Origin of the sequence: Hymenobacter oligotrophus, assembly GCF_003574965.1 — a bacterium.
Classification (GTDB): Bacteria; Bacteroidota; Bacteroidia; order Cytophagales; family Hymenobacteraceae; genus Solirubrum; species Solirubrum oligotrophum.
In genome coordinates, this window is the sequence record NZ_CP032317.1 from 1,389,762 (window position 1) to 1,416,145 (window position 26,384).

Annotated in this window: 18 protein-coding genes; 9 read left to right on the top strand and 9 right to left on the bottom strand. The window is 58.9% G+C overall.

Translation table 11 applies throughout. The features are described from left to right. Positions 1-69: 69 nt before the first annotated feature. Positions 70-642 (bottom strand): DUF3109 family protein, encoded by a 573-nt coding sequence (locus tag D3Y59_RS05895; protein WP_119444210.1) that lies wholly within the window; start codon positions 640-642, stop codon positions 70-72. A 638-nt stretch (positions 643-1,280) separates the two neighbouring features. Between D3Y59_RS05895 and D3Y59_RS05900 the strand changes: the two genes are divergently transcribed. From D3Y59_RS05900 to D3Y59_RS05920, 5 genes are all read left to right on the top strand, one after another. Further along, the gene (locus D3Y59_RS05900) at positions 1,281-1,982 is read left to right on the top strand and encodes a hypothetical protein (RefSeq protein ID WP_162910588.1); all 702 of its coding nucleotides are present in this window, start codon (positions 1,281-1,283) and stop codon (positions 1,980-1,982) included. 134 nt (positions 1,983-2,116) lie between these two features. Next, positions 2,117-4,357, top strand: coding sequence for an ATP-dependent helicase (locus D3Y59_RS05905; protein WP_119446348.1), 2,241 nt, complete (start codon positions 2,117-2,119; stop codon positions 4,355-4,357). Between the two features lie 269 nt (positions 4,358-4,626). Next, positions 4,627-5,346 carry a DUF4290 domain-containing protein gene (locus D3Y59_RS05910; protein WP_119444212.1) on the top strand — a complete coding sequence of 240 codons (720 nt, stop codon included), beginning with the start codon at positions 4,627-4,629 and terminating at the stop codon, positions 5,344-5,346. A gap of 5 nt (positions 5,347-5,351) precedes the next feature. After that, the gene (murA, locus tag D3Y59_RS05915; protein ID WP_119444213.1) at positions 5,352-6,659 is read left to right on the top strand and encodes a UDP-N-acetylglucosamine 1-carboxyvinyltransferase; all 1,308 of its coding nucleotides are present in this window, start codon (positions 5,352-5,354) and stop codon (positions 6,657-6,659) included. Between the two features lie 154 nt (positions 6,660-6,813). Continuing rightward, positions 6,814-7,707, top strand: coding sequence for a DUF4349 domain-containing protein (locus D3Y59_RS05920; RefSeq protein WP_119444214.1), 894 nt, complete (start codon positions 6,814-6,816; stop codon positions 7,705-7,707). Between the two features lie 73 nt (positions 7,708-7,780). On the opposite strand, the gene D3Y59_RS05925 is transcribed toward D3Y59_RS05920, so the two are convergent. The 8 genes from D3Y59_RS05925 to D3Y59_RS05960 form a co-directional block, all read right to left on the bottom strand. Further along, complete coding sequence (locus tag D3Y59_RS05925; protein WP_119444215.1) at positions 7,781-8,116, bottom strand: phage holin family protein; 336 nt, start codon at positions 8,114-8,116, stop codon at positions 7,781-7,783. Between the two features lie 91 nt (positions 8,117-8,207). Continuing rightward, positions 8,208-9,305 (bottom strand): agmatinase, encoded by a 1,098-nt coding sequence (gene speB / locus D3Y59_RS05930; protein WP_119444216.1) that lies wholly within the window; start codon positions 9,303-9,305, stop codon positions 8,208-8,210. 33 nt (positions 9,306-9,338) lie between these two features. Continuing rightward, complete coding sequence (locus D3Y59_RS05935) at positions 9,339-9,974, bottom strand: chemotaxis protein CheC (RefSeq protein WP_240410547.1); 636 nt, start codon at positions 9,972-9,974, stop codon at positions 9,339-9,341. Positions 9,975-10,042: 68 nt separating this feature from the next. After that, positions 10,043-11,680, bottom strand: a complete 1,638-nt coding sequence (locus D3Y59_RS05940) for a chemotaxis protein CheA (protein WP_119444217.1) — start codon at positions 11,678-11,680, stop codon at positions 10,043-10,045. Beyond that, entirely contained in the window at positions 11,677-12,720 is a 1,044-nt protein-coding gene (locus tag D3Y59_RS05945) for a chemotaxis protein CheB (RefSeq protein ID WP_162910589.1), read from the bottom strand. The genes D3Y59_RS05940 and D3Y59_RS05945 overlap by 4 nt, the downstream gene beginning before the upstream one ends. A gap of 156 nt (positions 12,721-12,876) precedes the next feature. Beyond that, positions 12,877-13,281, bottom strand: coding sequence for a response regulator (locus D3Y59_RS05950; protein WP_119444219.1), 405 nt, complete (start codon positions 13,279-13,281; stop codon positions 12,877-12,879). Between the two features lie 42 nt (positions 13,282-13,323). Further along, positions 13,324-13,866 carry a chemotaxis protein CheW gene (locus D3Y59_RS05955; protein WP_119444220.1) on the bottom strand — a complete coding sequence of 181 codons (543 nt, stop codon included), beginning with the start codon at positions 13,864-13,866 and terminating at the stop codon, positions 13,324-13,326. Positions 13,867-13,949: 83 nt separating this feature from the next. Beyond that, positions 13,950-17,837: a methyl-accepting chemotaxis protein gene (locus D3Y59_RS05960; protein ID WP_240410548.1), complete on the bottom strand. Its 3,888-nt coding sequence runs from the start codon at positions 17,835-17,837 to the stop codon at positions 13,950-13,952. Between the two features lie 354 nt (positions 17,838-18,191). Here D3Y59_RS05960 and topA point away from each other — a divergent pair, with 354 nt between their 5' ends. The 4 genes from topA (at position 18,192) to D3Y59_RS05980 (ending at position 26,320) form a co-directional block, all read left to right on the top strand. Then, positions 18,192-20,630 carry a type I DNA topoisomerase gene (gene topA, locus D3Y59_RS05965; protein ID WP_119444221.1) on the top strand — a complete coding sequence of 813 codons (2,439 nt, stop codon included), beginning with the start codon at positions 18,192-18,194 and terminating at the stop codon, positions 20,628-20,630. Between the two features lie 112 nt (positions 20,631-20,742). Continuing rightward, positions 20,743-21,645 (top strand): DUF4846 domain-containing protein, encoded by a 903-nt coding sequence (locus tag D3Y59_RS05970; protein ID WP_119444222.1) that lies wholly within the window; start codon positions 20,743-20,745, stop codon positions 21,643-21,645. An 84-nt stretch (positions 21,646-21,729) separates the two neighbouring features. Then, the gene (locus D3Y59_RS05975) at positions 21,730-22,437 is read left to right on the top strand and encodes an SIR2 family NAD-dependent protein deacylase (protein ID WP_119444223.1); all 708 of its coding nucleotides are present in this window, start codon (positions 21,730-21,732) and stop codon (positions 22,435-22,437) included. A gap of 157 nt (positions 22,438-22,594) precedes the next feature. Further along, the gene (locus tag D3Y59_RS05980; protein ID WP_119444224.1) at positions 22,595-26,320 is read left to right on the top strand and encodes a metallophosphoesterase family protein; all 3,726 of its coding nucleotides are present in this window, start codon (positions 22,595-22,597) and stop codon (positions 26,318-26,320) included. The last annotated feature ends 64 nt before the right edge of the window (positions 26,321-26,384 follow it).

Sequence of the window (26,384 nt, forward strand, 5' to 3'; positions counted from 1 at the left end):
GCAGCTAATAGCAACAAGAAGGCCCGATCTGCACACAGATCGGGCCTTCTTGTTTACCTCAAATTCATGTTATGATACCTTAGGTGCTTCAATCTCCTGTACAAGTTCGCCATACCATTGTTCGCCGTACTTCCGGATCAGCGGCTCTTTCAGGAACCGGTAAACGGGTACGCCCAACTGCTCACCGAAGGAGCATGCGGCATTGCAGATGTGCCACCGGTCGTAGTTCAGCGCGTCGAACTCGTCGTACTTGCTGATGCGAATGGGGTAAAGGTGGCAGCTGATGGGTTTTTTGAACGTAGTTGCCCCGGCAAGGTAGGCCTGCTCGATGGCGCACTTTAAAATGCCGCGCTCGTCGTAAAGCGCGTAAGCACACTCGCGGTTGTCGATGGTGGGCGTGCTGTAGTCGCCTTCCCAATCCTTAATGTACAGCCCCTGCTCCTCGATGGCGTGCCGGCCACCTAGGGTCATGTAGGGTTTTATTTTGTCGTACTCCTGCTCCAAAATTTTCAGTTCCTCTTCTTCGAGCGGGGCCCCTAGGTCCCCTTCAACGCAGCAAGCACCTTTACAGCGCTCGAGGTTGCAAACGAAGAACTGGTCGCGAACATCGTCGGAAACGATGGTATTCTGGATGATAATCATGGAAACAGGCGCAAAAGCGAACCGCAAAGATACAGCCGCTAGCTCGGTGTCAAACCGCAGCCCAGTCGGCGAAGTTCTAGGATGCGCCAAATGCCACTAAATATGCATTTGCGCATATATTGTCGGGCTTAAACCTTCCAGCCAATAGTATGCGGCCCGTTACTACTCAGTTGCTTAATCCGCCTACGGGGTGGCATTTGCTTAACACCATCGTTACTAGCTTGGCGTTGGGCCTGATGTTGAGCCCGCTGCTTTATGAGTTGGCTGCCGCCACGGGCATCGTAGCATCAGAGCCGGCGGTTCGTTCGAGTTGTGGCGATACCCCCGCCGAATGGGCAGCAGTGCAGGTAGGGGCAGTTTGGGGCTGCGTTGTGGGCTTGGCGTTGGCGGTGAGCCAAATAGTGCTCCGGCGAAGCTGGGCAGTGCCTGCTGTCGTGCTCGATGTGGTAGCCCTGTACCTAAGCTTAACACTACTGAAGTACGGATTTGTGAAAGTGTTGGGTACGCAGTTCCCGCGGTTATGGGCAAACCTGGATACGCCCCCGGCCGAGCTCACGCCCATGCGGGTAGCCTGGCAATTTTTTGGCTACTCAACAGGCTATCAGCAATTTTTGGGCTGGGGAGAGGTATTGCCGGGCATGTTGCTCCTTTTCAGGCGCACCCGCACTTTGGGCGCCTTTATCGCAGCAGTGGTGATGTTGAACGTGTTTGTCGTCAACATTTTCTTCGATGTGTGCGTCAAAATCGGCTCCGCAAGCTACCTGTTTTTCTCCCTATTGCTGTTGGGCCAGGATTTGGACCGGCTGTGGCATTTCTTTATCGGGCATCGTTCGGCGGCTCTACGAACCTCGCCACCTACCTCAGTGCGTTTTGGCAAGCGGGGCCGAATAGTCTACCGCAGCTTAGGCGTGCTGCTGACAGTCGTTGTAATCACCTCAACGGCGTTCGATCTGGCCAGCACCCGCGAATACGCGGCTTCGCAAGCCGCTGTGTTTCCCTACACGGGGGTGTGGGAAACCACCCAAGCGGCCCGTTGGGCAAACGGCCGCTGGCAACCGCTTACCCCGGCCGACTCGGCCTACCCCACCCGGGCGTATTTTCAGGCCGCGCAAGCGGTGCTGCGAAACACCATGCGCCGCGACCGGTTTATAACCGAGCCGGATGACTCTTTGCCTGAAAAGGCACTTTTAATGGTGGCCCGCAACGAAGCCAATGATTTCGCACCGCCGCGCCGTTGGGTGTTTCGGGCGGTGCAGCCCGACTCGCTGTATTTAGCAGGTCGCTGGCGGCAGGATTCCTTGAAGCTGACCTTGCGCCTGAACCGGCATTTGATGAAGTAAGCTGGCGGGGACGGGGTGCACTTCATTTGCCCGAGCCCTTAGCCAACCAGATTAGCTAATTGCTTTCCCCCGGCGGAGCTTTAGCCTTACCTTTGTTGTTAGCCCGTAATCGGGCTACAAGAAAGAGAATGGCACTGGATTATATTTCCCTACTGAACGAGTCGCAGCGCGGCGCGGTGTTACACACCGAAGGCCCGGCGATGATTATTGCGGGTGCGGGTTCGGGCAAAACGCGGGTACTCACCTACCGCATTGCTCACTTGCTGGAGAAGGGCGTCGACCCGTTCAACATCCTGGCCCTTACGTTTACCAACAAAGCCGCGCGCGAAATGCGGGCGCGTATCGAGAAGGTGGTAGGCCCCGAGGCGAAGAACCTTTGGATGGGCACCTTCCACAGCATCTTCGCCCGGATTTTGCGTTCGGAAGCCGATAAGCTGGGCTTTCCGCGCCACTTCACCATTTACGACACGCAGGACACTAAAACCCTCGTTTCGCAGATTGTCAAAGAGTTGGACCTCGATGACAAGCTGTACAAGCCCAGCACCGTCCTAGGTCGGATTTCGGCGGCCAAGAACAAGCTCATTTCGGTGCAGCAGTACCTCAACGACCCCGTTATTCGGCAGGACGACGAGGCCGCCATGCGCCCGAAAATTGGGGTGATTTACCAGCAGTACCAGCAGCGCTGCTTCAAGGCCGGCGCCATGGACTTCGACGACTTGCTGTACCAAACCAACGTGCTCTTTAAGGACCACGTGGATGTGCTCAACAAGTACCAGAACATCTTTCACCACGTGATGGTGGACGAGTACCAGGATACCAACTACTCGCAGTACCTGATTACGCGTAAGCTGGCGGCCAAAAACCGCAACATTTGCGTGGTGGGCGACGACGCGCAAAGCATCTACGCTTTCCGCGGCGCTGATATTCAGAACATTCTCAACTTCGAGAAAGACTACCCCGAGCTAGCTGTTTTCAAGCTTGAGCAAAACTACCGCTCCACCAAAAACATCGTAAAGGCGGCAAACTCGGTTATCAAAAACAACCAGGCGCAATTGCGCAAAAGTGTTTTCTCCGACAACGAGGAAGGCCCGCGCATCGAAGTGATCCGCGCCGCTTCGGACAACGAAGAAGGCCGCTTGGTGGCTAACAGCATCTACGAGGACAAGATGAACCACCATCTGTCCTACGAAGACTTTGCTATCCTGTACCGCACCAACGCGCAAAGCCGCGCGATGGAAGAAGCCCTGCGCAAGCTCAACATCAAGTACAAGATTGTGGGCGGCCTGAGCTTTTACCAGCGTAAGGAAATCAAGGACTTGGTGGCTTACCTGCGCCTGACGGTAAACCCGAACGACGAGCAGGCGCTGCGCCGGGTGATTAACTACCCCAAGCGCGGCATCGGCGATACGACCATCAGCAAGCTGATTAACTCGGCCGACGAAGCCAACGAAACGCTGTGGGACGTGGTGGCCAATGCCGAGAAGTTCTTGCCGGCGCGGGTATCGAACCCGGTGGTAGGCTTTGCCGAGCAGATCAAGAGCTACGCCGTGGTAGCTGGCAAGGACGATGCGTTTGAGGCCGCTAAGTTCATTGCCAAAAACTCGGGCATGATCGAGGACTTGTACGCCGACAAAAGCATTGAGGGCTTGTCGCGCTACGAGAACATTCAGGAATTGCTGAACGGTATCAAGGAGTACGTCGACGACCCCGAGCGCGAGGATAAGTCGCTGGCTTCGTTTCTGCAGGACATTGCCCTGGTTACCGACACCGACCTGAAGGATGCCAAAGACGACGGCGAGTCGGTAACGTTGATGACCATCCACTCGGCCAAGGGGTTGGAGTTCCGCAACGTGTACATCGTGGGCATGGAAGAGAACCTCTTCCCCTCGCAAATGATGATTACCTCGCGGGCCGACCTGGAGGAAGAGCGCCGCCTGTTTTACGTGGCCATTACCCGCGCCGAGAAGAAGCTGACGCTGAGCTACGCCACCTCGCGCTACCAGTGGGGCAACTTGCGCAGCTGCGAGAAAAGCCGCTTTATCGACGAAATCGACCCCACGTACGTCGATTTTAAGTACGGCACCGAAGAAAGCCCTTTCGCGCCGGTGCTGGAGCGCCGTTCGAATTTGGTTGGTGCGCAGAAGATTAAGCCCGCCGCCGCCCCGATAAAGCCCTACGTGCCCTCGGCCGACTTTAAGCCCTCGGACACTAGTAACCTAGCCGCCGGCAACAAGGTGGAACATCCCAAATTTGGCTTTGGTACAGTTACCAAAATGGAAAACCAGGCCGGACAGACGAAAGCCACCATTCAGTTTGAAGGCGGCGTAGGAGAGAAAACCTTGCTATTGAGTTTCGCTAAGCTCCGCATCCTGTAAGCCTCAGCACAAGCGTAGCGCCGCTGGTCCGGCTGGTATGTTCTGAACCTTTGATGTAGCAAATACGTCGGTCGGAACATAGCAGCCGGACCAGCGGCGCTACCTTTTATGCCGCATAAGTGCTTCCGATCAGCACAAGCATTACCGAAGCCGCGCAACAGCCGTATATTTAGCACTTCAAATGGCCGAGCTCAACTGTCCGGCCTCTCGGTTGGTCCTCCTGCTCAGCTGAGCCCCTTGGTGCCGCCGAAGTCTTTCTTGACCTTCCCATGATTGAAACCCTCCCTCCGCAGCTCCAGCTGCTGGTGCGCGAATACGGCCATAACACCTACCAGTTGGCCCAAACGCTACTCACGCTGGAAGACCGCGCCGAGCGCACGAAGCGCGCCCACCAAGTGGTGCAGCTGATGTTTCGCCTGAACCCGGGCGTGCGCGAGCAGCAGGACTACCAGCACAAGCTCTGGAACCACTTATACGCCATGACCGGTAACCAGCTGGACGTGGATGCTCCTTACCCGCTCACGGGCCTCGATCAGTTCAACCAAAAGCCCAAGCCCCTTGCCTACCCCAGGAAGGCGCCCAAGCTGCGCCCTTACGGCAAAAACGTGGAGGAGCTCATTGCCAAAGCCAACGAAATTGAGGATGCCACTGAGCGCGAGCAGGCAGCGCTTTCGGTAGGCCGCGTGATGAAGTTTTTGTACCGCATGCACAGCAAGGATGTGCCGAAGGACGTAACCATCCTGAAGCACCTGAAAGACCTTTCGGGGGGCAAGCTGGTGCTCGATATCAACCAGTTGGAGAACCTAGGCGGCCTCGATACCATTGCCAGCGCCGCACCGGCCGGTGGCCGCGGCGGGGCTTTTGTGGTGCAACAACCGCGCGCCGAGCGTGGCGAGCGTGAACAGCGCCGTGGAGGAGGCAAAAACGACCGTCGCGATAAGCGCCGGGGCAAAAAAGGAGGACGCGACCAGCAACAACCGCCGCAATAGAGTACATGTCTGCAGCTTTTGAAGTAATTGGCGGGCAACCGCTACGCGGCGAAATTGTGCCGCAAGGAGCCAAAAACGAGGCTCTGCAAATTATTTGTGCCGTGCTCGTGACTGCCGAGCCGGTTACCATCTCCAACATTCCCGACATCCGCGACGTCAACAAGCTCATTGAGCTGCTGGCCGACATGGGCGTGAAGGTGGAGCGCCTAGGTGGTGATACTTACCGCTTCCAGGCCGACGACGTGAACCTCCAGTACCTCGACACGCCGGCGTTCGTGAAGCAGGCGCGGGAACTGCGCGGGTCGGTAATGATTTTGGGTCCGATGCTGGCCCGCTTTGGCAAGTGCCAGCTGCCCAAACCCGGCGGCGACAAAATCGGCCGTCGCCCGCTCGACACGCACTTTGTGGGCCTGCAAAAACTGGGCGGCGAGCTGAAGGTAGAGGGCACCGATTTTTACAAGATTTCGAGCCCGGGCAAGCTGCACGGCGCGCACATGCTGCTCGATGAAGCTTCGGTAACCGGCACCGCCAACATCGTGATGGGTGCGGTACTGGCCGAAGGCACAACCACCATTTACAACGCTGCCTGCGAACCCTACCTGCAGCAGCTGTGCAAAATGCTGGTGCGCATGGGTGCCAAAATCCAAGGCATCGGCTCGAACCTGCTCACTATTGAAGGTGTGGAACGCCTAGGAGGCACCGAGCACCGCATGCTGCCCGACATGATCGAGATTGGCTCGTTCATTGGCTTGGCTGCCATGACGGGTTCGGAAATCACCATCAAAGACTGCCAGATTCCGGAGCTCGGCCTCATCCCTGACACCTTCCGCAAGCTGGGCATCAAGCTGGAGTACCGCGGCGACGACATTTACGTGCCGGCCCAAGACCGTTACGAAATTGCCACTTACCTCGACGGCTCCATCCTGACTGTATCAGACCATACCTGGCCGGGCTTTACCCCCGACCTGCTGAGCATTGCACTGGTAGTAGCTACGCAGGCCAAAGGCACCGTGCTTATCCACCAGAAGATGTTTGAGTCGCGCTTGTTCTTTGTGGATAAGCTTATCGACATGGGCGCGCAAATCACCCTCTGCGACCCGCACCGCGCCATTGTGATTGGCTTGGACAAGCGCCACGCCCTGCGCGGCATTACCATGACGTCGCCGGACATCCGGGCCGGTGTGGCCTTGCTGATTGCGGCCCTTTCGGCCGAAGGCAAGAGCACGATTCTGAACGTAGAGCAGATTGACCGCGGCTACCAGAACATCGACGGCCGCTTGCAAGCCCTAGGTGCGCAAATCAAGCGCGTGTAACAACACCCTTTTCATCGCCTCAAACCGGCCGCTTCTGCACGTCAGTAGCGGCCGGTTGCTTTTGTAAGGGTTACTTACGGGGGCCGGCGGGCATATAAGGTAGGCGCCGGCGTGGCGTTATGCCGTTGGGCTTTGCCCCTTCTATCCTAAACCCATGAACTACCTAACCAAAGTTATTTTTGCGGGCCTCGCTTTGTTTGTGGCGAGTTGCAGCAGCCGCGAGCCGCAATCGGCCCAAGCCAGCGCGGACGCAGCCACCCAGACCGAGGAACTATCCGCACCACCCGTTCCGCCTCCCCCATCGGCTCCGCCTGCACCCCAACCTACGCTGGCCGATAAAGCAAGCGGAAGCGCCGCACTGGCACCCCAAGCCCCGGCTGGGGCGCGGCTGTTGGTATACAAAGCCCACGTCGACATCAGGGTAGACGACCTAGGCAAAGCGGCGGCGCAAGTAGATAGCGTTGTGCGGCGTAGCGGCAGTTGGGCAAGCAGTGCCACCCAAACCCGCGAAGAAGACAACTGGCGCCAGGAAATGACTATTCGGGTGCGCCCTCAACAGTTCACGGCGCTGCTCAACGGATTGGCCCGGTTAGGTACTGTCGAAAACAAAGCCATTGAGGCGGAAGACGTAACCGGCCAGCACGCCGATGTGTCGGCACGCCTACGCACGAAACGTGCTTTAGAACAGCGCTATGTGGGGCTTCTGAGCCAGGCTAAGAAGATCAGCGAAGTACTAGAAATTGAGCAAAAGCTCGGCGAAGTGCGCGAAGACATTGAAGCCACCGACAGTCGGCTGAAAACCCTCAACGACGAAGTTGCCTATTCAACCATTTTCCTGAAGCTGTACCAGCCATTGGCCCTGCCTACGCCCGAGGCACCGGTACTATCGTTTGGCAGCCGGATGGCCGAGGCGTTCTACGGCGGCTGGCATCTTGTTACCAATCTGGTGATTGGTGCGGTGTACCTCTGGCCAGCATTCGTGTTACTTCCGGCCGGGCTGTGGCTGTTCAGGTGGTGGCGCAGGCGGCCGGCCTCGGCCCCTAGGTAGCCCTAGCGCCCAAAAGCAACAAGGCCGCCCCGGGTACGGGGCGGCCTTGTTGCTGCGGCATGCGCAACAGGTGTTAGTCGATTATCATGTCGACAATGGCCGTTGCGACGGTTAGCACCACGCTGAATATCAAGGCAGCAACAAAGCCATCGACCTTGAAGCCGGGCAGAATCCAGTCGGCCAGGAGCACAATTACGGCGTTGATTACCAGCAGAAACAGGCCAAGGGTAAGGATGGTGATAGGCAAGCCGATCAGCTTCAGGATGGGCTTCACAACCGCGTTCAGCAAACCCAGCACTACAACCAGCAACAATGCATCGACAAAACTCCCTAGGTGCGCGCCGGGCAACACTTTGGTAAGCACGTAGGCGATGATGCCGCTGAGAATAAATTTCAGAATAAAGCCCATGAGAGCAGCTGTTTGGTGGAAATGAAAATTGCCCGCCAGCTCGCACGGTGGAGCTGACGGGCAACTATACGAAAAAGCAAATACTTGGCTGCTATACCGCGGCCATGCCGTTGGCCGTGAGGCGGCCCTGCGATACAGCCATCCAGTTGATCATCTGGTAAAGCAAGCGCGCTCCTACATTGCCGTTCCAATCGGTGTCGCCGGGCGCTACCTCGTTTAGGTCGCAGCCGATGATTTGGCGGCCCGAGCGCACCACAGCACGTATCAGGTACAGCGCCTCTTCAAACTCCAACCCGCCGGGCACGGGCGTACCGGTACCGGGGCACAGTTTTGGGTCAAGGCCGTCGATATCGAAGCTGAGGTAAACCTTCTGCGGCAGTTGGGCAATAATCTTGCTGCACTGCTTTTTCCACGACTTTTTGCCGTACATCTCGTCGCGCAAAAAGCGGTGGTGGAACATCACCACGCGGCCACCCGATTGGGCAATAACGTCGGCCTCCTGTTGGCACAGGTCGCGGATGCCTACTTGCACCAGTTTCTTCACCTGCGGCAGTTGCAGGGCGTTGTACATGATGGAGGCGTGCGAATAATGGAATCCTTCGTAAGCTACGCGCAGGTCGCAGTGAGCGTCAATTTGCAGAATGCCAAACTCCTCGTGCCGCTCGGCCAGCGCATGCATGTAACCTAGGGGCGTGCTGTGGTCGCCGCCAAGCACTACTACCGCCTTCCCAGCGTCGAGGTACTGGCCGGTTCGGGCCTTCAGCCACTCCAGCAGGGCTTTACCGCGCTCGGTTACTTTGGCCGGAATCACCTGCAGATTGGCCGCGTTTTCCTGCGGCTGGCCGTCCTCCAGCCAGTTAATGTAGTCTTCGGCCGATTCGCGCAGCTTTTTGCTTTCGGCTTCCCATTCGGCGTTGATTTCATCCATGGCCAAGCCCAACTTCCAAGCATCGGCAATGTCCGGATCGTAGAGGTCGACCTGCGAGGAAGCCTCGGCAATGGCGGCGGGCCCCTGCGCCGTGCCGGCGCGGTACGACACGGTTACTTCCCACGGAACGGGCACCACAACTACTTGGGCCTCATCCACTGTGAATGGCAAGCCAAACAATCCACCCGATGTATCGCCAACGGCATTCGGGTCGAAATTGGCCAGTTTCTGCTGCAACGCAAGGGTGATGGGATCGTGCATGGAAGTACGGTAAGTAGCAAACTTGCCGGTAAGCTAGGCGGGTTGGCCGTTGCCGGGCAGGTCGTAGGTGCGGATGATGGAAAGAATTTTGTCGAACGTCAGGCGGTCGAAGAACAGCATGAGCGGCAATTCCACGTTGCTGTTCTGGTCGGAAAACTGCGTAATCACCGAGAAGATCAGCGGCTGCATCTGCGGGTGCGACAGCAGCAGGTTATCGAGGGCATGCGCTAGGTCGCCTTTGGGCGCGCGCGGTGGGGCACCGTAAATCTTGGCTTTTAGAATGTTAGCCAACTGCGTTACCAAGGCACCGGTAATGATGTTGCTGATTTCGAGCAACAACGATTCCTGCATCTCGCTCAGGTTGAGGGTTTCCGCAACCGTTTGGCGCAAGCACACGCGCGACAACCGCTGCACGTGCTGCCCCGAGAAGAACATCAGGGTAGTACCGTTGAAATCGCCTTTGATGTCGGATTGCACCACGACGTGTTGCGCCTGGTACTTGTTCACCATTTTGAGTATATCGCGCGGCTTGACGAGCTCTAGGCTCGGCACCTCCAGCAACACCTTTTCTTGGGCAATGGCAGCAAATGAGTCGGCTGCCCGCGCCAACCCGATGTTGAGGATTTCGCGGATAATGTCCCGTTCCAGATCGTTCATGTGCAGGTCCATACGGGTGGGTCAGTTAGGTAGCAGGCCGGCGGCAACTCGGCGGCGACCCGAATTTGGCTGTACGTGTATCATGGGCGGCGGGCTATAAACAGGCGCGTCAGGGCCGGTACGTCCAGTACCAAACACACCTGCCCACTGCCGAGTAGTGTGACGCCGCCAAACAAATCAATCATGTCGAGCGGCTGGCTCACGGGTTTAATAACAATGTCCTGCTGGCGCAGAAACTGGTCGACAATCAGACCCAGCTTACGACCATTATAGCTGGTGATGATAATATCCTGACGACCTGTGAGGGCTTCGCGGTCGGCGGGTTGCAGCGGCTCGTCGGAGTCGTCGAGCAGTTCGGCCAGCTTCACCACCGGTATGTGTTCGTCCTGCACTTTGGCCAGCAGCATCCCGCCCACGGCGTGCAACTGCTCGGGCCGCAACGAAACCACCGAATCGGTGTGCATCAGCGGCAAAGCGTACGAATGGCCATCTAGCTGGAACAACAACGCGCCTTTTACGGCAATTGAGGTGGGCAGCACCAGCGTAAACGTGGTGCCCTGGCCCAACTGCGACTCCACGCGCAACTGACCACCTAGGGAGTCGATAGCCAGCTTTACCACGTCGAGGCCTACGCCGCGGCCCGAAATTTCGGTAACCTGCTCGGCGGTCGAAAAGCCTGCCTCGAACATGAGGCTGTATACCTCAACGTCGCTTAGGCGACTGGCGGCGTCGGTCGGGATTTGGCCGCGCTCCACAGCTTTGCGCCGTACGCGCTCCACATCGATGCCGCGGCCATCGTCGGTGATGCGAATCAGCACGTCGTCGCGCTCGGTTTGGGCCGAGAGCGTAAGGTGACCCAGTGGCGATTTGCCCACGCGTGCGCGCTCTTCAGGCGTTTCGATGCCGTGACCGATGGCGTTGCGCACCAGGTGCAGCAGCGCATCGGTAATGATTTGCAGGATGTTGCGGTCGATCTGGATGTCCTGCCCGCTGATGGTCAATTCCACCTGCTTTTGCTCGGCCGTGGCTACGTCGCGCACCACCCGCGGAAACTTGTTGAACAGCGTACCCACCCCTACCAGGCGCGCATCCATCACGGAGTACTGCAGGTCGTCGGCCAAACGGCTGAGGTGAGCCGCTATGCTTGCCAGCGCAACATCGCCTACCTCCTGGCTTATGGTAAGCACCCGGTCGCGGTCAATAATCAGCTCGCCTACGAGGTTTAGCAGATGGTCGAGCTTCTTGATCGGGATATAAACCAAATCGGAAAGCTCCAGCTTGCGCGTAGCATCTTCGTCGGAGTGCCGTACCTGGTTTGGCTCGAGCTCAGGCTCTTCGCCGCGCATTACCCGGTCGAGGTTGTCCAGCAATGCCGTACCATCGGGCAAAGGCCGGTTGGCACCCACAGCCCGAATCATCTCGCCCAGCACATCGATGCCAGCGAATAGCACAGGCACCAACGAGTCCGAAAACGCCCGCTCTTTGCTGCGTATTTCGCCGAAGATGGTTTCCATGCGGTGCGCCACCTCGCCAATTTCTGTATAGCCCATGGCGCGGGCATTGGCCTTCAGGTTGTGCATCAGGCGAAACAACTCCTGCAGGGCGGCTTCGTCGTCGGGCCGCTTCTCCAGCACCGAAATGTGCTGGCTCATGGCATCGTACGCCTCAAGGGCTTCGGCCATGAACAACTCCCGGTATTCCTGTTCGCGCGATTTCATCGGGTGTAGGAGCGGGAAACGGAAGTGGTTCGAGAAACCAACGGCCACGGACGCAGTACCTGCGTGTGGGCGTTGATAAAGGGTGGCAACTCGCCTAGGCTGAGCACCACCGTTGCATGCCCGGCCCGAATGACCGCTTTCGGCATGCCAAACACAGCTGACGATTGTTCGTCTTGGGCAACTACAGTACCTCCAAGCTGGCGCACTACCTGGGCCCCCACGCTACCATCGTTGCCGAGGCCGGTGAGCACTACCCCGAGGGTATTACGGCCAGCGGCCCGGGCTGCCGAGCTCAACAACAAATCGATGCTGGGCTCGTCGAGGGCTGGGGCCTGCTCGGTAGCCGGGGCTAGCCAAATTTGTTGCGGCAAGCTTCCGCGAATTGTCCAGTGACGTCCGCCGGGTACCACCACAATCTTGCCGGGCTCAAGCCGCATGCCGGCGGCGCCTTGCACTACGGGCAACACCGAAACCTTGCGAAGCCGCTCCACCAAAACCGCCGTGAACGAGGCGGGTAAGTGCACGGCCACCACCACCGCATGCCGAATGGTTGGGGCAAGCTGCCGCACAATGTGTTCTACGGCCGCAGCTCCTCCCGTTGAGCCACCCAGCACGATAAGCCCCCTAGGTGGCGCAAGGTTGGTACGGCGCAAGGCAGCCACCTCGGTAACCAATTCGGCTTTGGCGGATGAGCGCCCAACGTAGGCCGTCACAACCCGCCGCGAACGGTGCACTTTTCGCAGCAGCTCCCGTCGTGCGAAGGCGTGGTCGGGGTGCGATGCGGCAGGCATGGGCCCAAAATGGTCGTATACGCCCCATTTGGCCGTGTCGCGAAGCAAACTGGCGCGCAGGTTCTGCGCCGAGTACAACAACACGGGTCCGCGGTGGCAGCTGGCCAGCTCGTGCAGCACCGGCGCCGATTGGTCACCCACAATAATCAGATCGGGACGGAGGGCCCGCGTTTGATCAAGCAGGTCGTGCGCGCCCGAGGTGCTTGCAACGATGCGCACATCCTTGTCCGTCCGCAATACCTTGGACACAGCCAAGCGCACCAAACCTGGCAAATCGCCAAGTAAGATGGTCAGGGGTGCATGCACGGCGGAAGAACTAAGCAAAACGCAACGGGTGGATAAAGAGAGGCTAGCCCAAGCACCTGATTATGGCAGGTGCTTACCAACATCAGCTAAAAACGACGATTACTCGGCTGCTTCGGAGTTAGTTGATGAATCGCTGCCGGCTTCTTGCAAAGCACCGCTTACGATTTCAAGGACTTTGTCTTCGGAGAAAGGCTTCACGATGTAAGCCATGGCACCGCTTTCCAATGCCTCGTTCACAATTACCTCCTGTCCCACGGCGCTGCACATCACGATTTTAACATCGGGCAGCTCTAGGCGGATGTCCTTAAGCACTTCCAACCCGGTGTTATCCGGCAGAATCACGTCGAGCGTAATCAGGTCGGGCTTGGTTTGCGAAGCCAGCTCCCGGGCCTGTTGGCCGTTGGCAGCCTCGCCTACCACGTCGTACCCGGCGTCGGTAAGCATGTTCTTCAGCATCGTGCGCATGTAGAAAGAATCGTCTACGATGAGGATGCGGTTTTTCATAGGATCGGATTAAAAGAACTCGATGGGAGAATGTGAAAGAAATCAGGCCTGTTTACGCTCGGCGCCGGCAGAAGATGTTGCCCGCGGGCGCAGCTGCATGATTTCTTCGGGGGTGAGCAACTTGAGCATGTCCAACACAATGATGATACGATTGTCGACCCGCGCAATTCCCTCGATGTACTTGTCGTGAATGTTGATGTCCTGAATGAAATCAGGTGCTTGCTCGATGCTCGATGCCGGAATCGAAATGGGCTGCGGTACTTCGCGCACAATGATGCCAATCGTGTAGTCGCGGGCTTCGATGGCCAGCGTAAACGTTTGCGGCGGCAGGGGCTGATCGGAGCGCCGCAACCGAAACCGTTCCTCCAAATCGATGATGGCAATAATGTCGCCGCGCAAATTGGCGATGCCCTTAACAAAACGCGGCGTTTTGGGCATGCGGGCAATTTCCGGGGTTACCGTTACCTCCTTTACCTGCTCAATACGGATGCCGTACTCCTCGTTACCTAGGCGGAAAACGATGAGCTGAACAGGTACTTCCGACTTCTGGGGCTTCTTTTCTGCGGCAGCCGAATTTTCAGTCATGCGCTAGGAGTAGCTGAGCAATGCAGGCTAGCCGGGCAAGTCAATTCTTCAATTGCCCTGCCCGACAACGACCTAACCGTCAATTATTTGTTCTTGCGTTTTGGAGCAGCCTTCGGAGTTTCACCGCCTTCTTTGCCTGCCTTACCTGCCGAACCTTGCGGGTCTTCATTCGAAGCCGCAGGTGCCGGCCGGCGTACGGGGACTTTGCGAGTGGTTGCCGCGGCAGCTTCAGCAGCGGGTGCTGGTTTGCGGGTGCCACGAGCCGGTTCGGCACTACCATTCGACTGCGGGCGCGGCAACGGCACCGGGCGCGTGGGGCGGTTTGGGGGCGTTACGGGCGTTCCGCCGTTGGCTACCGTGCGTGCCGCTGCTGCCGTTACCGAACGGTTGGGCGTGCGCGCTGCACGTGCCGCTACTTCTTCGCGCGCCGATACGTGCCCTTGCTGCATACGCCGCAAGCTGCTGCGTACGGGAGGCGCGGGCTCGTAGTACACGTCTTCGGCCAGGTGGTCCATCAGCTGGAAGGCCGAAAGGCCCACCTGCAGGTCGTCGGCAATGTCGGTCAGCTTCTGGCTCGAAGCCGTCAGTTCCGACATCGAGCTCGAAAGCTGCTTGGCCGTGCTGGCTACCTGCTGCGTACCCGAGGCCGTTTGCTCGGCGATAGCTACTACTTCCTCTACGTACTTTACTACGTCGCCAATCGAGGTCTTCTGAATCTCGGTTGCCGTGAGAATGTCGCGCGAGGTGCGGAGGATTTCGCCCGACGAGGTTGCAATGTTTTTAAAGGCCGAGCTGGCCTCGAACGTTGCGTTTTTCCCTTTCAGTACTCGGCCCTCCATGGTCGAAATAGCGGTTGCGGCCGAGGCGGTGTCCTTACGAACGTCCTCTACCAGCGTGGCAATTTCGTTTGCCGATTTGCGCGAACCTTCGGCAAGCTTGCGGATTTCTTCGGCTACTACCGCGAAACCACGACCGGCTTCGCCGGCACGGGCAGCTTCGATGGCTGCGTTCAGAGCCAGCAAGTTGGTTTGGGCAGCAATGTCGGTGATTACACCCAGCGACTTGCTGATGTCCTGCGAGCGAACCGAGAGTACATCAATGGTTTTGGCCGTTTGGGCCGAAGCGCTGGAGATTTCCTCCATGTTCTTAACCACTTCTGCCACCGTCTTCAGACCCAGCTGCGAGGTTTGCTCACCTAGGATGGCGGCTTTGTTTACCACGTCGGCCTTGTTGGCGGTTTCCTTCGTGGCCTGCATGATTTCCTCGATCAGCTTAAAGGCCTGGTCGGTCTTCATAGCCTGGTTTTGCGCGCCTTCTGCCATCTGTTGCATGGCAAGCGACACGTCAACCGTTACGCGGCTCATCTCGAGGCCTTTCTGCGCCATTTCCTCCGACGAGGCCCCTACTACCAACGACGAGTCGTTGATTTCGGCGAGCAGTTCGTTCAAGCTTTCAACGGCCGTGTTCAAAGCCATTGCCATGGCGTAGATGTCGCCGGCGGTTGGTACTTCTACCTTCTGCGTCAGATCGCCTTCCGATACGGCTCGTACCACGCGCGACACTTCCAGTACCGGCGAGGCAATCGACTCGATCAGGTCGTTCAGCGTATCCACGATGTCTTTCCACGAACCGCTTACCTCGGTTACCATGGCGCGCTCGGTCAGCTTGCCTTCGACACCGGCTACGCGGGCCACGCGGCTAACTTCTTGCGCCAAGCGGTTCAGGTCGTCCACCATTCGGTTGATGGTATCCGCCAGATCTGCTAGTTCGCCCTTGGCTTCCAGGGTCAGCTTTTGGGTAAGGTCACCTTGCGATACACCGGTTACTACCTTTACGATACCACGTACCTGTGTGGTAAGGTTGGCAGCCATGCGGTTTACATTGTCCGTCAAGTCCTTCCATACCCCGCTCACATTCGGTACGTTGGCTTGGCCACCTAGGCGGCCTTCGGTGCCTACTTCCTGCGCCACGCGGGTTACCTCGCCAGCAAATACGTTCAGCGAGTCCACCATTCGGTTGATGTTGTCTTTTAGCTCCAACATCTCGCCCCGAACGTCAACCGACACTTTCTGGCTTAGGTCGCCGCGGGCTACCGCCGTGGTTACATTAGCAATGTCACGTACCTGCGAGGTCAGCGACGCGGCCATGGTGTTTACATTGTCGGTCAGCTCTTTCCAGGTACCGCGCACGTTCGGCACCACAGCCTGGCCGCCCAGCTTACCCTCCGTACCTACTTCGCGCGCCACGCGGGTTACTTCGTCACCAAACGTGTTCAGCGAGTCCACCATCTGGTTGAGGTTTTCCTTCAACTGAAGCAGTTCGCCCTTTACGTTTACCGTAATTTTCTGCGACAAGTCGCCGCGGGCTACCGCGGTAGCTACGTTAGCAATGTCACGCACCTGCGAAGTCAAGTTCGAAGCCATCGTGTTCACGTTGTCGGTGAGGTCTTTCCATACCCCGCCCACATTCGGCACGTTGGCCTGACCACCTAGGATACCTTCGGTACCTACTTCGCGTGCCACGCGGGTTACCTCGCCAGCGAAGATGTTGAGCGAGTCCACCATCTGGTTCAGAATGTTCTTCAGATCCAGCAGTTCGCCTTTTACATCTACCGTAATCTTTTGCGTCAGGTCACCTTTTGCTACTGCGGTTGCTACGTTCGCGATGTCGCGCACCTGGCTCGTCAAGTTCGAAGCCATGGTGTTTACGTTGTCGGTCAACTCTTTCCAAGTACCACCAACTCGCGGTACTACGGCTTGGCCGCCCAGCTTACCCTCCGTACCCACTTCGCGCGCCACACGGGTTACTTCGTCACCGAAGATGTTGAGCGAGTCCACCATCTGGTTCAAGATGTTCTTGAGCTCCAGAATTTCGCCCTTCACGTTCACAGTCATCTTCTGCGACAAGTCGCCGCGGGCTACCGCGGTGGCTACGTTCGCAATGTCGCGCACCTGCGAGGTCAGGTTGGAAGCCATGTTGTTTACGTTGTCGGTGAGTTCTTTCCAAACACCACCTACACCGGGCACCACAGCCTGGCCGCCTAGTTTACCTTCGGTACCTACCTCAAGTGCTACACGGGTTACCTCGCCGGCGAAGAGGTTGAGCGAGTCCACCATCTGGTTAAGGTTCTGCTTCAGTTGAAGCAGTTCGCCTTTCACGTCAACCGTAATCTTTTGCGTCAGGTCGCCTTTGGCTACCGCGGTGGCTACGTTCGCAATGTCGCGCACCTGCGAGGTCAGGTTGGCGGCCATCGTGTTCACGTTGTCCGTCAGGTCCTTCCACACGCCTGCTACGCTCGGCACGTTGGCCTGGCCACCTAGGCGGCCTTCGGTACCCACTTCCTGCGCCACGCGGGTTACCTCGCTGGCAAATACGTTCAGGTTGTCGATGGTTTTGTTGATGGTTTCGGCCATCAACTTGAAGTCGCCCGACACCGGAATCTGGAACGACTCGTCGAGGTTACCGCGCGAGATGTTCTTCAATACCTTGCCTACCTCCAACACCGGTACGGCAATGGAGTCTACCAGGCCGTTGATGTTGTTGATCATGTCGCGCCAGAAACCCGTGGCGTTTTCGCCGGAGGCGCGTGCCTTCAGGTTACCTTCTACCCCCGCTACTTTCGAGATGCGCGATACCTCGCCACCCACGCCGCCGATCATCTCTACCATTGAGTTGTAGGCTTCGGCAATTTCAGCGAAGATGTCGTCGTTCTGCTTGGTTAGGCGCACCGAGATGTCGCCTTTCTTAAAGGCGTCGAGGGCATACAGAACGCGGTTCAGCTGCTCGTTAACATAGTCGGGATCCTGCGTGCCCGCGGAGCTACCGCGAGCGGCACCCCGTTTACGCGTCAAGTCGGAACTCACGCGTTCAACGGGTTCAGACTTGCTCATGTCAGCGTCAACTGGCAAATCGGCGTCGTCGTCGAAAGGCGTAGGGTTCGTAGCAGGTTTGCTGTTCTTACCGGAGGCCATAAATGGTAGGGTCGAAGCGCAAAAAAGCGCGGTGAAAGCAGGTGGCTACCCAATGAGGATAATGGGCAACACTGACAAAAGTAGCAAACGCAGTTGGTTGCGCGCTACTATATATTCTTTTTGACATCGGTGCCGCTGATTTTATCGTTGACAGGGTATTGATCGGCAATACTTTCGGCAGCTCGAAACTCCTTTAGATCCATGGGTGTTGAACTTGCCCTAGGCGCCTTTGCATAGCGAGGATGGATTATTCGACCATCTTTGCGGCCGAGTTCAACAGCCCGTTGCGCTTTTTCGTTTCCGTTTTACCTCCGCAGCTCCACCCGCGCCTTACCACTACCCCACCCCTATTCTATGGTTAAGAACCTCGTCATCGTGGAGTCGCCTGCCAAAGCCAAAACCATCGAGGGCTACCTAGGCAAAGACTTTGTCGTTAAGTCAAGCTTCGGGCACGTACGCGATTTGCCAAAGGACAACAACGCCATTGATATCCAGAACGGCTTCAAGCCAACCTACGTCGTTTCGCCCGATAAGCGCGAGGTAATTTCTCAGCTGAAGAAGCTGGCCAAGGAAGCGGAAACGGTGTGGCTAGCAAGCGACGCCGACCGCGAGGGCGAAGCCATTTCGTGGCACTTGGCCGAGACCCTCGACCTAACCAACGACAAAACCCGGCGCATCGTGTTCCGGGAGTTGACGAAGAACGCCATTCTGAACGCCATCGATTCGCCCCGCGAAATCGACCTGAACTTGGTAAACGCCCAGCAGGCTCGCCGCGTGCTCGACCGCCTCGTGGGCTTCGAGTTGTCGCCGGTGCTTTGGAAGAAGGTAAAAACCGGGTTGTCGGCGGGCCGCGTGCAGTCGGTGGCGGTGCGCTTGGTGGTGGAGCGCGAGCGTGAAATTCAGCAGTTTAAAACGTCGTCGGCGTACCGCGTGGTGGCGCGCTTCGACGCCGGCAACGGTGCCGTGCTCGAAGCCGAGTTGCCCCAGCGCCTAAAGACGCTGGAGGAAGCAGAAGCCTTTTTGGCGCGTTGCGCCGGTGCGGCATACCGCATCGAAACGCTCGAAAAAAAGCCGGGCAAACGCAGCCCTGCGCCGCCCTTTACCACATCGACACTGCAGCAGGAAGCTTCGCGCAAGCTGGGCTTTTCGGTGGCGCAAACCATGAGCGTGGCGCAGCGCTTGTACGAAGGCGGCAAAATCAGCTACATGCGTACCGACTCGGTGAACCTGTCGCAGGAAGCCCTGACGGGCGCCAAAGCCGAAATTAGCCGCGCTTATGGCCCTGAGTATTCGCACACCCGGCAGTTCAAAACCAAAGCCGCCTCGGCCCAGGAAGCGCACGAAGCTATTCGCCCCACCGATTTTTCGTTGGTAAAAGCCGGCGAAGACTCGGCCGAGCAACGCCTCTACGACCTCATTCGCAAGCGCGCCATGGCCTCGCAAATGGCCGACGCCGAGATTGAGCGCACGGTGGCTACCATCGGCATCAGCACGCAGCCCGGCGTAACGCTCACGGCCACGGGCGAGGTGATTACGTTTGAGGGTTTTCTGAAAGCCTACAGCGAGTCGAAAGACGAAGATGAAAACGACGGCGAATCGTCGTTTTCGCGTGGGTTGCCGCCCCTAAGCGTGGGCCAGCAACTGCCGCTGCAGCGCCTATCGGCCACGGAGCGTTACGCGCAGCCACCAGCCCGCTACACCGAAGCTTCGTTGGTGAAAAAGCTGGAGGAAATGGGTATCGGTCGGCCATCGACGTACGCACCCACCATTAGCACCATTCAGAAGCGCGGCTACGTAGAAAAAGACACCCGCGAAGGCAAGGAGCGCAAGTTCCATGTGCTCACGCTCGACGGCGAGCAGGTGAACACGGAAGTCAAGACGGAAGTGTACGGCGCCGACCGCGGCAAGCTGTTCCCGACGGACACGGCTATGGTGGTGAACGACTTTTTGGTTGAGCACTTCCCGCTGATCATCGACTACTCTTTCACGGCTAAAGTGGAAGAAGAATTCGACCGCATTGCCGAAGGACAAGAGGCTTGGGAGCATATGATTGCGGGCTTCTACGGCACGTTCCACGAAACCGTGGAGCGCGGCAAAGAAGTGGAGCGCGCCGACGTGGGCACCACCCGCCTGATTGGCGACCACCCCGAAACCGGCGATAAAATTTACGCTAAGCTGGGCCGCTTTGGACCCTACGTTCAGCTGGGCGAAGCCGAAGGCGAAACCAAGCCGGCGTACGCCAATCTGCGCAAAGGCCAGTTCATTGAAACCCTAACGCTGGAGGAGGCGCTGGAGTTATTTAAGTTGCCGCGCGTGGTAGGCCAGTTCGAGGAAAAGGACATGACGGCTGCCATCGGCCGCTTCGGCCCATACATCCGCCACGACAGCAAGTTTTACTCGCTTGCCAAAGGCCAGGACCCGCACACCGTAACGCCCGAAGAAGCCGTACAGCTGATTGCGGAAAAGCGTAAGCAGGAGGCCGAAAAAGTAATTCTGACGTTTGAGCCCGAGGGCCGGGCCGACGTGCAGGTGCTCAACGGCAAATACGGCCCGTACATCGTGTGCGGTGGCAAAAACGTGAAGATCCCGAAGGGCGAAGAACCCCGCAGCCTTTCGCTGGAGCGCTGCCTGGAGCTGGCCGAAGCCACGCCCGACAAGCCCAGCCGCGGCCGTTTTGGGGCCAAAAAGGCTGCGGCACCCGCGGCCAAAGCCCCGGCCAAAAAAGCCGATGGCGCAGCCAAAAAGCCCGCTGCTAAAAAAGCTACGGGCACGGCCAAAAAAGCCGCTAAGTAACCCCGTACTCCTAGGTACAAAAGCCCCGCCGTTTATAAACGGCGGGGCTTTTGGCATTTTGCGCAACTAGCAAATCACCTACAATATTTTGGGTTGGTTGCGTTGCTAGCTTATGCGTTCGTTCATGCTTCATTCGGCCCTGGGTCTGGCCTTGCTTTGGGCGGCCGGCAACCCGTTGGCTTCGCCTGATTATGCGCTGCGCTCAACGGTGCCCAGCCCTAGGTTGCAGGCCGCCAGCCACCACCCCTACAGCTGGCTTATGCGCCCTTACAACGAGCAGCAAACGTTGGCGGCCCGGTTTGCGGTACCAGTGGGTTGCCAGCGCATTGCGGCTGCTCCTAACTCCTTTGCGCACTGGTTGCGCTACCTGCCGCTGCGGCCAAAAAACACGCCGGTGTACTTGCACAACGGCCGCCTGAAAACCCCGCAAACAGTGCATGCGGCCGTGCTCGACCTTGACACCGGCCCGCACGATTTGCAGCAGTGCGCCGATGCCGTGATGCGCCTGCGTGCAGAGTACCAGTTCACCCAAAATTTCCGGCAAATTCATTTCCGCCTCACCAGTGGCCACGACATTTGGTTTGGCGACTGGGTTGCGGGCCAAGGGTTTCGGGTGCAAGGCGACGAGGTGCTGCCGGCACCTAGGAACGCCGAAGCCCCCACGCACGCCGCGCTGCGCCGCTACCTCGATCAAATTTTTACCTACGCTGGCTCGCTTTCGCTTAGCCGCGAGTTGCGGCCGGTGCCGCTGGGCGAGGTGCAACCCGGCGACGTGCTCATCAAAGGCGGCTCGCCGGGCCATGCGGTAATGGTGCTCGATGTGGCTGAGCACCCGGCCACCAAGCGCCGGTACGCGCTGCTGGCCCAAAGCTACATGCCCGCCCAAGACATGCACGTGCTGCGAAACCGGCCCAGTACAGGCCTAGGCGCTTGGTTTTACATCGACCCCGCAGCGGAGTGGCTCGAAACGCCCGAATGGGATTTTACGGCTGCGCAGCTAATGCGCTGGCAATAGCGGCTCAACTGCCCTAGGTGGTTATGCGTTGAACTGCATCAGGCACCGCGGCCGCCCTAGGTCGCGCCAACGTATTTTGCGCCTATGACTCGCAAGAAAATAGTGGTACTCACGGGCGCTGGCATTTCGGCCGAAAGCGGCTTGGCTACTTTTCGGGCCTCGGATGGGCTCTGGGAAAACCACCGCGTGGAGGACGTTGCTTCGCCCGAAGGTTGGGCCAAAGACCCCGCCCTGGTGCTCGAGTTTTACAACCAGCGCCGCGCCGCTGCCCGCAAAGCGCAGCCCAACGCCGGCCACCTGGCCCTAGTGGAGCTGGAGCAAGCCTATGAGGTTGTAATTGTAACGCAGAACGTGGACGACTTGCACGAGCGCGCCGGTTCGCGTAGGGTTATACATCTGCACGGCAAGCTGATGGAAGCCCGTAGCACGCGCCACGAGGACCTGGTGTATCCGCTTGAAGAAGACCGGATTGAGCTGGGCCAAACCTGCGAACGGGGTCATCAGCTGCGCCCCAACATTGTGTGGTTTGGCGAGGCCGTGCCGCTGATGGAGCGGGCTATGGAAGAAACAGCTACCGCCGATATCATGCTGGTGGTTGGCACCTCGCTGCAGGTATACCCAGCGGCGGGCCTGATTCATTACCTGCCCAGCAACTGCCCGCTTTACGTCGTCGACCCGGGTTTGTCCGGGGTTACGCGGCGCGGCAATGTGGAGCTGATTGCCCAGCCCGCTACCGTGGGCGTGCCTCGCTTGGTGCAGCAGCTGCTCAGCCAAGCCTCGGCGGGCCGGTAGCCCCAACGGCCAGTGCCCTTGCGGGCGGCAACCATCGTTGTGCGGCAGGGCATGTTACTGTTGGGTTATCCGCCTAGGTGCTTTTCGCGTAGGTAGTGCATTTGGTGCTCCGCGTCGCCGTGCGGGTGGGGCGCCATTGCCCCACTTTTGCTTCTTTATGAGCCATATCTACCGCCGCTTACTCGTGGCTGGTTTACTGCTAACGGCTATCTTGCCCGCCCGTTCGCAGTCGGTGCCGGCTGCGCACCATGTGTACTTATTGGGCAACACAGCCGGTCCCATTCCGGAAGCCCGGCTACGAACCTTGCGTCGCACCTTGGAGCAAGAAAGCACTCCATTTACGGTGGTGCACCTAGGCGATGTAGTCGGCAATCAGGGCCTGTCGGAAAAGCAGGATACCACCCGCGCCGCGCTCGAAGCCCGCGCCGATGCCTTATTGGCCCTGGTGAAGGACCTGCCCAACGGCCAGATTTACTTTGTGCCGGGCGACAAGGACTGGAACAACTCGGGCCGCGACGGGCAAAAAAGCGTGCGGCGCCTGGAGAAGTACCTCGAAGAGCAGGCCGGCGGCCGGAACATATTTTTGCCGAGCAACGGCTGCCCCGGCCCCGAAATCGTGGACGTGGCCCCGCTGGTACGCTTGGTGGCCCTAAACACGCCGTGGTGGTCGCACCCCTTCGACCGGCCCGAAGCGCCCGATACCGAATGCAAAACCATGTCGGCCGGCGAGTTTCGGGAGCAACTGCAAGATGTGCTCGACGAAACCCGCGGCCGCAACGTGCTGCTGGTGGGCCACCAACCGGTGGTCAGCAACGGCACCTACGGCGGTTTTCAGCCCCTGAAGCGCCACCTCTCCCCGCCCGTGCTGGGCACCATCAACGCGGCGTACCGGCAAAACGTGGGCACCCCGCGCGACATGGCCTCGCCGGGTTACCAGGCGTTCCGCAAAACCATGCTGAGCACGCTGAAGGAGCACCCCAACGCGCTGTACGTAGCCGCCCACGATTTCAACCTGCAGCTCACGCCCTTCGAGCAGAATTACCACTTGGTGTCGGGCAGCTTTGCGCACGTCGAGCCGGTGGCCAGCAACGCCGCTTCGCTCTACAACAAAGCCGAGCCCGGCTACACCCGCCTCGATTACTTTGTCGACGGCACCGTGAAGGCGGTGTTCATCACCTTCGACAAGCGCAACAACGGTGCTACCCAAGAGGCTTTTGCAGCCACCTTGTTTCAGTCGGCTTGCCTGCCCGCCAGCAAAACGGTAGCTACCAACCCTTACCTTTCCGACTGCCCTTCGGCCCCGGCTGCGGCCAGCGCACCTAGGGCCGATGGCCCCGCGGCCGCCACCGCCACCGCCACCGTTACGCCCGGCCCGCAGTACCGCGCCCACGGCCTGCAACAACCGCTGATGGGCCCGCTGTACCGCAGCTCCTGGACGCAGCCCGTAACCGTGCCCGTGCTCGACCTCGCCACCGAAAAAGGCGGCTTGCAGCCGTATAAGCGCGGCGGCGGCCGCCAAACCACTTCGCTGAAATTTGTTGCGGCCGATAGCTCGGAGTACACTTTCCGCTCGGTTGATAAGGACGTTACCAAAATTCTGCCGCCCGAGCTGCGCAACTCCGTAGCGGCCGACATCCTGCGCGACATCACGCCCACGGCGCACCCGTACTCGGCGCTGGTGGTGGCACCGCTGCTCGACCGCACCGACATTTTGCACGCGCGCCCTAGGTTGTTTGCCCTGCCCGACAACCAACAGCTGGGCCCGTTTCGCGAGCAGTACGCCGGTTTGCTCGGCACGCTCGAAGAAGACCCGTGGGATAAGAAAGACAACCTGCCCGGCTTTGGCGGCGCCTACGAAGTGCGACGTTCCTTCAGCATGTTTCGGCAGCTTTACAAAGACCACGACAACCGCGTCGATGCCGTAGCCCTGGGCAAAGCCCGCGCTTTTGATATGCTGGTGGCCGACTTCGGCAAGCACGACGACAACTGGAAGTGGGCCGAGTACGACGAAGGCAAGCAGAAAACTTTCAAGCCCATTCCGCGCGACCGTGACCAGTCGTTTACACTCTGGAACGGCGCCCTAACCTGGATTGCCAACCGCGAGTGGGCCGTGCCGAGCATCGAAGATTTCGGCGAGCATTTCCGCGACCTGGAAAGCCTGAACTGGCCCGCCCGCCACCTCGACCGCGCCCTGCTGCAGTCGCTCACGCGCGACGATTGGCGGCGCATTGGCCAGTACCTGCAGCAGCGCATTACGCCCGCAGCCATCGATTCAGCTACGGCGCAGCTGCCCCCGGAAATCCAAGGCCTTTCGGGCCGCGATATCAACCGCAAGCTAAAAACCCGAATTCAGGAGCTGCCCCAAGCCCTCGACAAATATTACCTGATGCTGGCCCGCGACGTGGACGTGGTGGGCTCGAACAAGGCCGAAGTATTTGAGGTAGAGCGCCTAGGTGGCGGCAACGTGCGGGTGCGCGTGAGCAAGAAAGACGACGCAGGCAACGCCAAAGGCGAGCCGTTTTTCGAGCGCACGTTTGTGCGGGGCGAAACGCGCGACATCCGCCTTTACGGGCTCGATGGCAAAGACGCGTTCCGGCTTGCGGGAGCTGCGCCCGGCAGCATTCGGGTGCGTATTATCGGCGGCGAAGGCAAAGATCAGATCAGCAACAACTCCGGCGGCGGCCGCACCGAAGTGTACGACGCGCTAGGTACCGAACTGCAAGCCACCACGCCCACCGTCGACCGGCGCTCCGACCGCCTCGGCGTGAACCACTACAACCGCAACGCGTTTGAGTACGACGGCTACGCGCCGCGCGGCGGCTTGCTGTTCAACCGCAACGACGGCTTTGGCGTAGCGGCCGGGTTCGATTGGGTGAAGCAGGGTTTCCGCAAACCCGATTACCGCGTGCGCTACGGCATTGATGCGCAATACACCACCGGCGGCAACCGGCAAGTTACCGGCAACGTGCGCTGGCGCTACCTCATCGGCAAAACCGATTTTGGCGTGCGCGCTACTTATGGCAACTACTTCCCGTTCTACAACTTCTTCGGGCTGGGCAACAACACCCGCAAAGACGACGCCCTGTTCGAGGACAACTTTTACCGGGCGCGCTACCGCGGCTACCAAACCGAGGCGTTTTTCGAGCGCGTGTTCCGGCAAAAAAGCGTGCTGCGCGTGGGCCCCGTGTACGAGCAGTACCAAAGCAACTTTGCCCGCAACAGCTACCTAGGGCAATTGGTAGCCGGCGAGCAGCCCACCCCCACCGCCGACGAACCCGTGCCCGAGGTGGCTTTCCAGCGTTTGCTGGGCGGCCGCGCCGTGCTCGATGTGGATTTCCGCGACCGTAAGCAGTTCGCGCGCAAGGGCGTACGCCTCTACGGCGAGCATACCACGTGGCGGCAGCTCAACCAAGGCAAGCGCACCTTTGGCCTCACGGAGGGCTTTGCCGAGTACTACGGCACGGCCCGCCTAGGTATTCCGGTAACGCTGGTGGTAAAGGGCGGCGGCGGCAAAAACTACGGCCCCGTCGACGAAATCCCGTTCTACAAATTCACCCAACTGGGTTTGCGCCAAAACCTGCGCGGCTACGTGCGCAACCGCTTCACCGGCGACGCCTCGCTGTACCTGAACTCGGAGCTGCGCCTCTCGTTGGGCTACGCCAACACACAGTTTTTGCCGTTTTACTACGGCGTGTTCGGTTTCTACGACCAAGGCCAGGTGTACTACAAAGGCACGGCGGCCGGCGGGTGGCACCGCGGCTACGGCGGTGGTTTTTACATCGCGCCGGTGTATGAAACGCTGGCTTTGTCGGTTTCGGTGCAGCGCTCCGCCGAGGAAAACTACCTGCTGCAGTTTGGCTTGGGCTTCCGCATCGATCAGTAAGTAGTAGGCGTGCCGAGTAAATTACGGCCGGGTTATTCCGGGCCTTTTTACCTTTGCCTCTCTT

What these genes read in the sequence shown, in the direction of transcription:
- D3Y59_RS05895 (WP_119444210.1), bottom strand. Translation starts at nt 642, where the DNA reads ATGATTATCATCCAGAATACCATCGTTTCCGACGATGTTCGCGACCAG.
- D3Y59_RS05900 (WP_162910588.1), top strand. Translation starts at nt 1,281, where the DNA reads ATGTTGCTCCTTTTCAGGCGCACCCGCACTTTGGGCGCCTTTATCGCA.
- D3Y59_RS05910 (WP_119444212.1), top strand. Translation starts at nt 4,627, where the DNA reads ATGATTGAAACCCTCCCTCCGCAGCTCCAGCTGCTGGTGCGCGAATAC.
- murA (WP_119444213.1), top strand. Translation starts at nt 5,352, where the DNA reads ATGTCTGCAGCTTTTGAAGTAATTGGCGGGCAACCGCTACGCGGCGAA.
- D3Y59_RS05920 (WP_119444214.1), top strand. Translation starts at nt 6,814, where the DNA reads ATGAACTACCTAACCAAAGTTATTTTTGCGGGCCTCGCTTTGTTTGTG.
- D3Y59_RS05925 (WP_119444215.1), bottom strand. Translation starts at nt 8,116, where the DNA reads ATGGGCTTTATTCTGAAATTTATTCTCAGCGGCATCATCGCCTACGTG.
- speB (WP_119444216.1), bottom strand. Translation starts at nt 9,305, where the DNA reads ATGCACGATCCCATCACCCTTGCGTTGCAGCAGAAACTGGCCAATTTC.
- D3Y59_RS05935 (WP_240410547.1), bottom strand. Translation starts at nt 9,974, where the DNA reads ATGGACCTGCACATGAACGATCTGGAACGGGACATTATCCGCGAAATC.
- D3Y59_RS05940 (WP_119444217.1), bottom strand. Translation starts at nt 11,680, where the DNA reads ATGAAATCGCGCGAACAGGAATACCGGGAGTTGTTCATGGCCGAAGCC.
- D3Y59_RS05950 (WP_119444219.1), bottom strand. Translation starts at nt 13,281, where the DNA reads ATGAAAAACCGCATCCTCATCGTAGACGATTCTTTCTACATGCGCACG.
- D3Y59_RS05955 (WP_119444220.1), bottom strand. Translation starts at nt 13,866, where the DNA reads ATGACTGAAAATTCGGCTGCCGCAGAAAAGAAGCCCCAGAAGTCGGAA.
- D3Y59_RS05960 (WP_240410548.1), bottom strand. Translation starts at nt 17,837, where the DNA reads ATGGCCTCCGGTAAGAACAGCAAACCTGCTACGAACCCTACGCCTTTC.
- topA (WP_119444221.1), top strand. Translation starts at nt 18,192, where the DNA reads ATGGTTAAGAACCTCGTCATCGTGGAGTCGCCTGCCAAAGCCAAAACC.
- D3Y59_RS05970 (WP_119444222.1), top strand. Translation starts at nt 20,743, where the DNA reads ATGCGTTCGTTCATGCTTCATTCGGCCCTGGGTCTGGCCTTGCTTTGG.
- D3Y59_RS05975 (WP_119444223.1), top strand. Translation starts at nt 21,730, where the DNA reads ATGACTCGCAAGAAAATAGTGGTACTCACGGGCGCTGGCATTTCGGCC.
- D3Y59_RS05980 (WP_119444224.1), top strand. Translation starts at nt 22,595, where the DNA reads ATGAGCCATATCTACCGCCGCTTACTCGTGGCTGGTTTACTGCTAACG.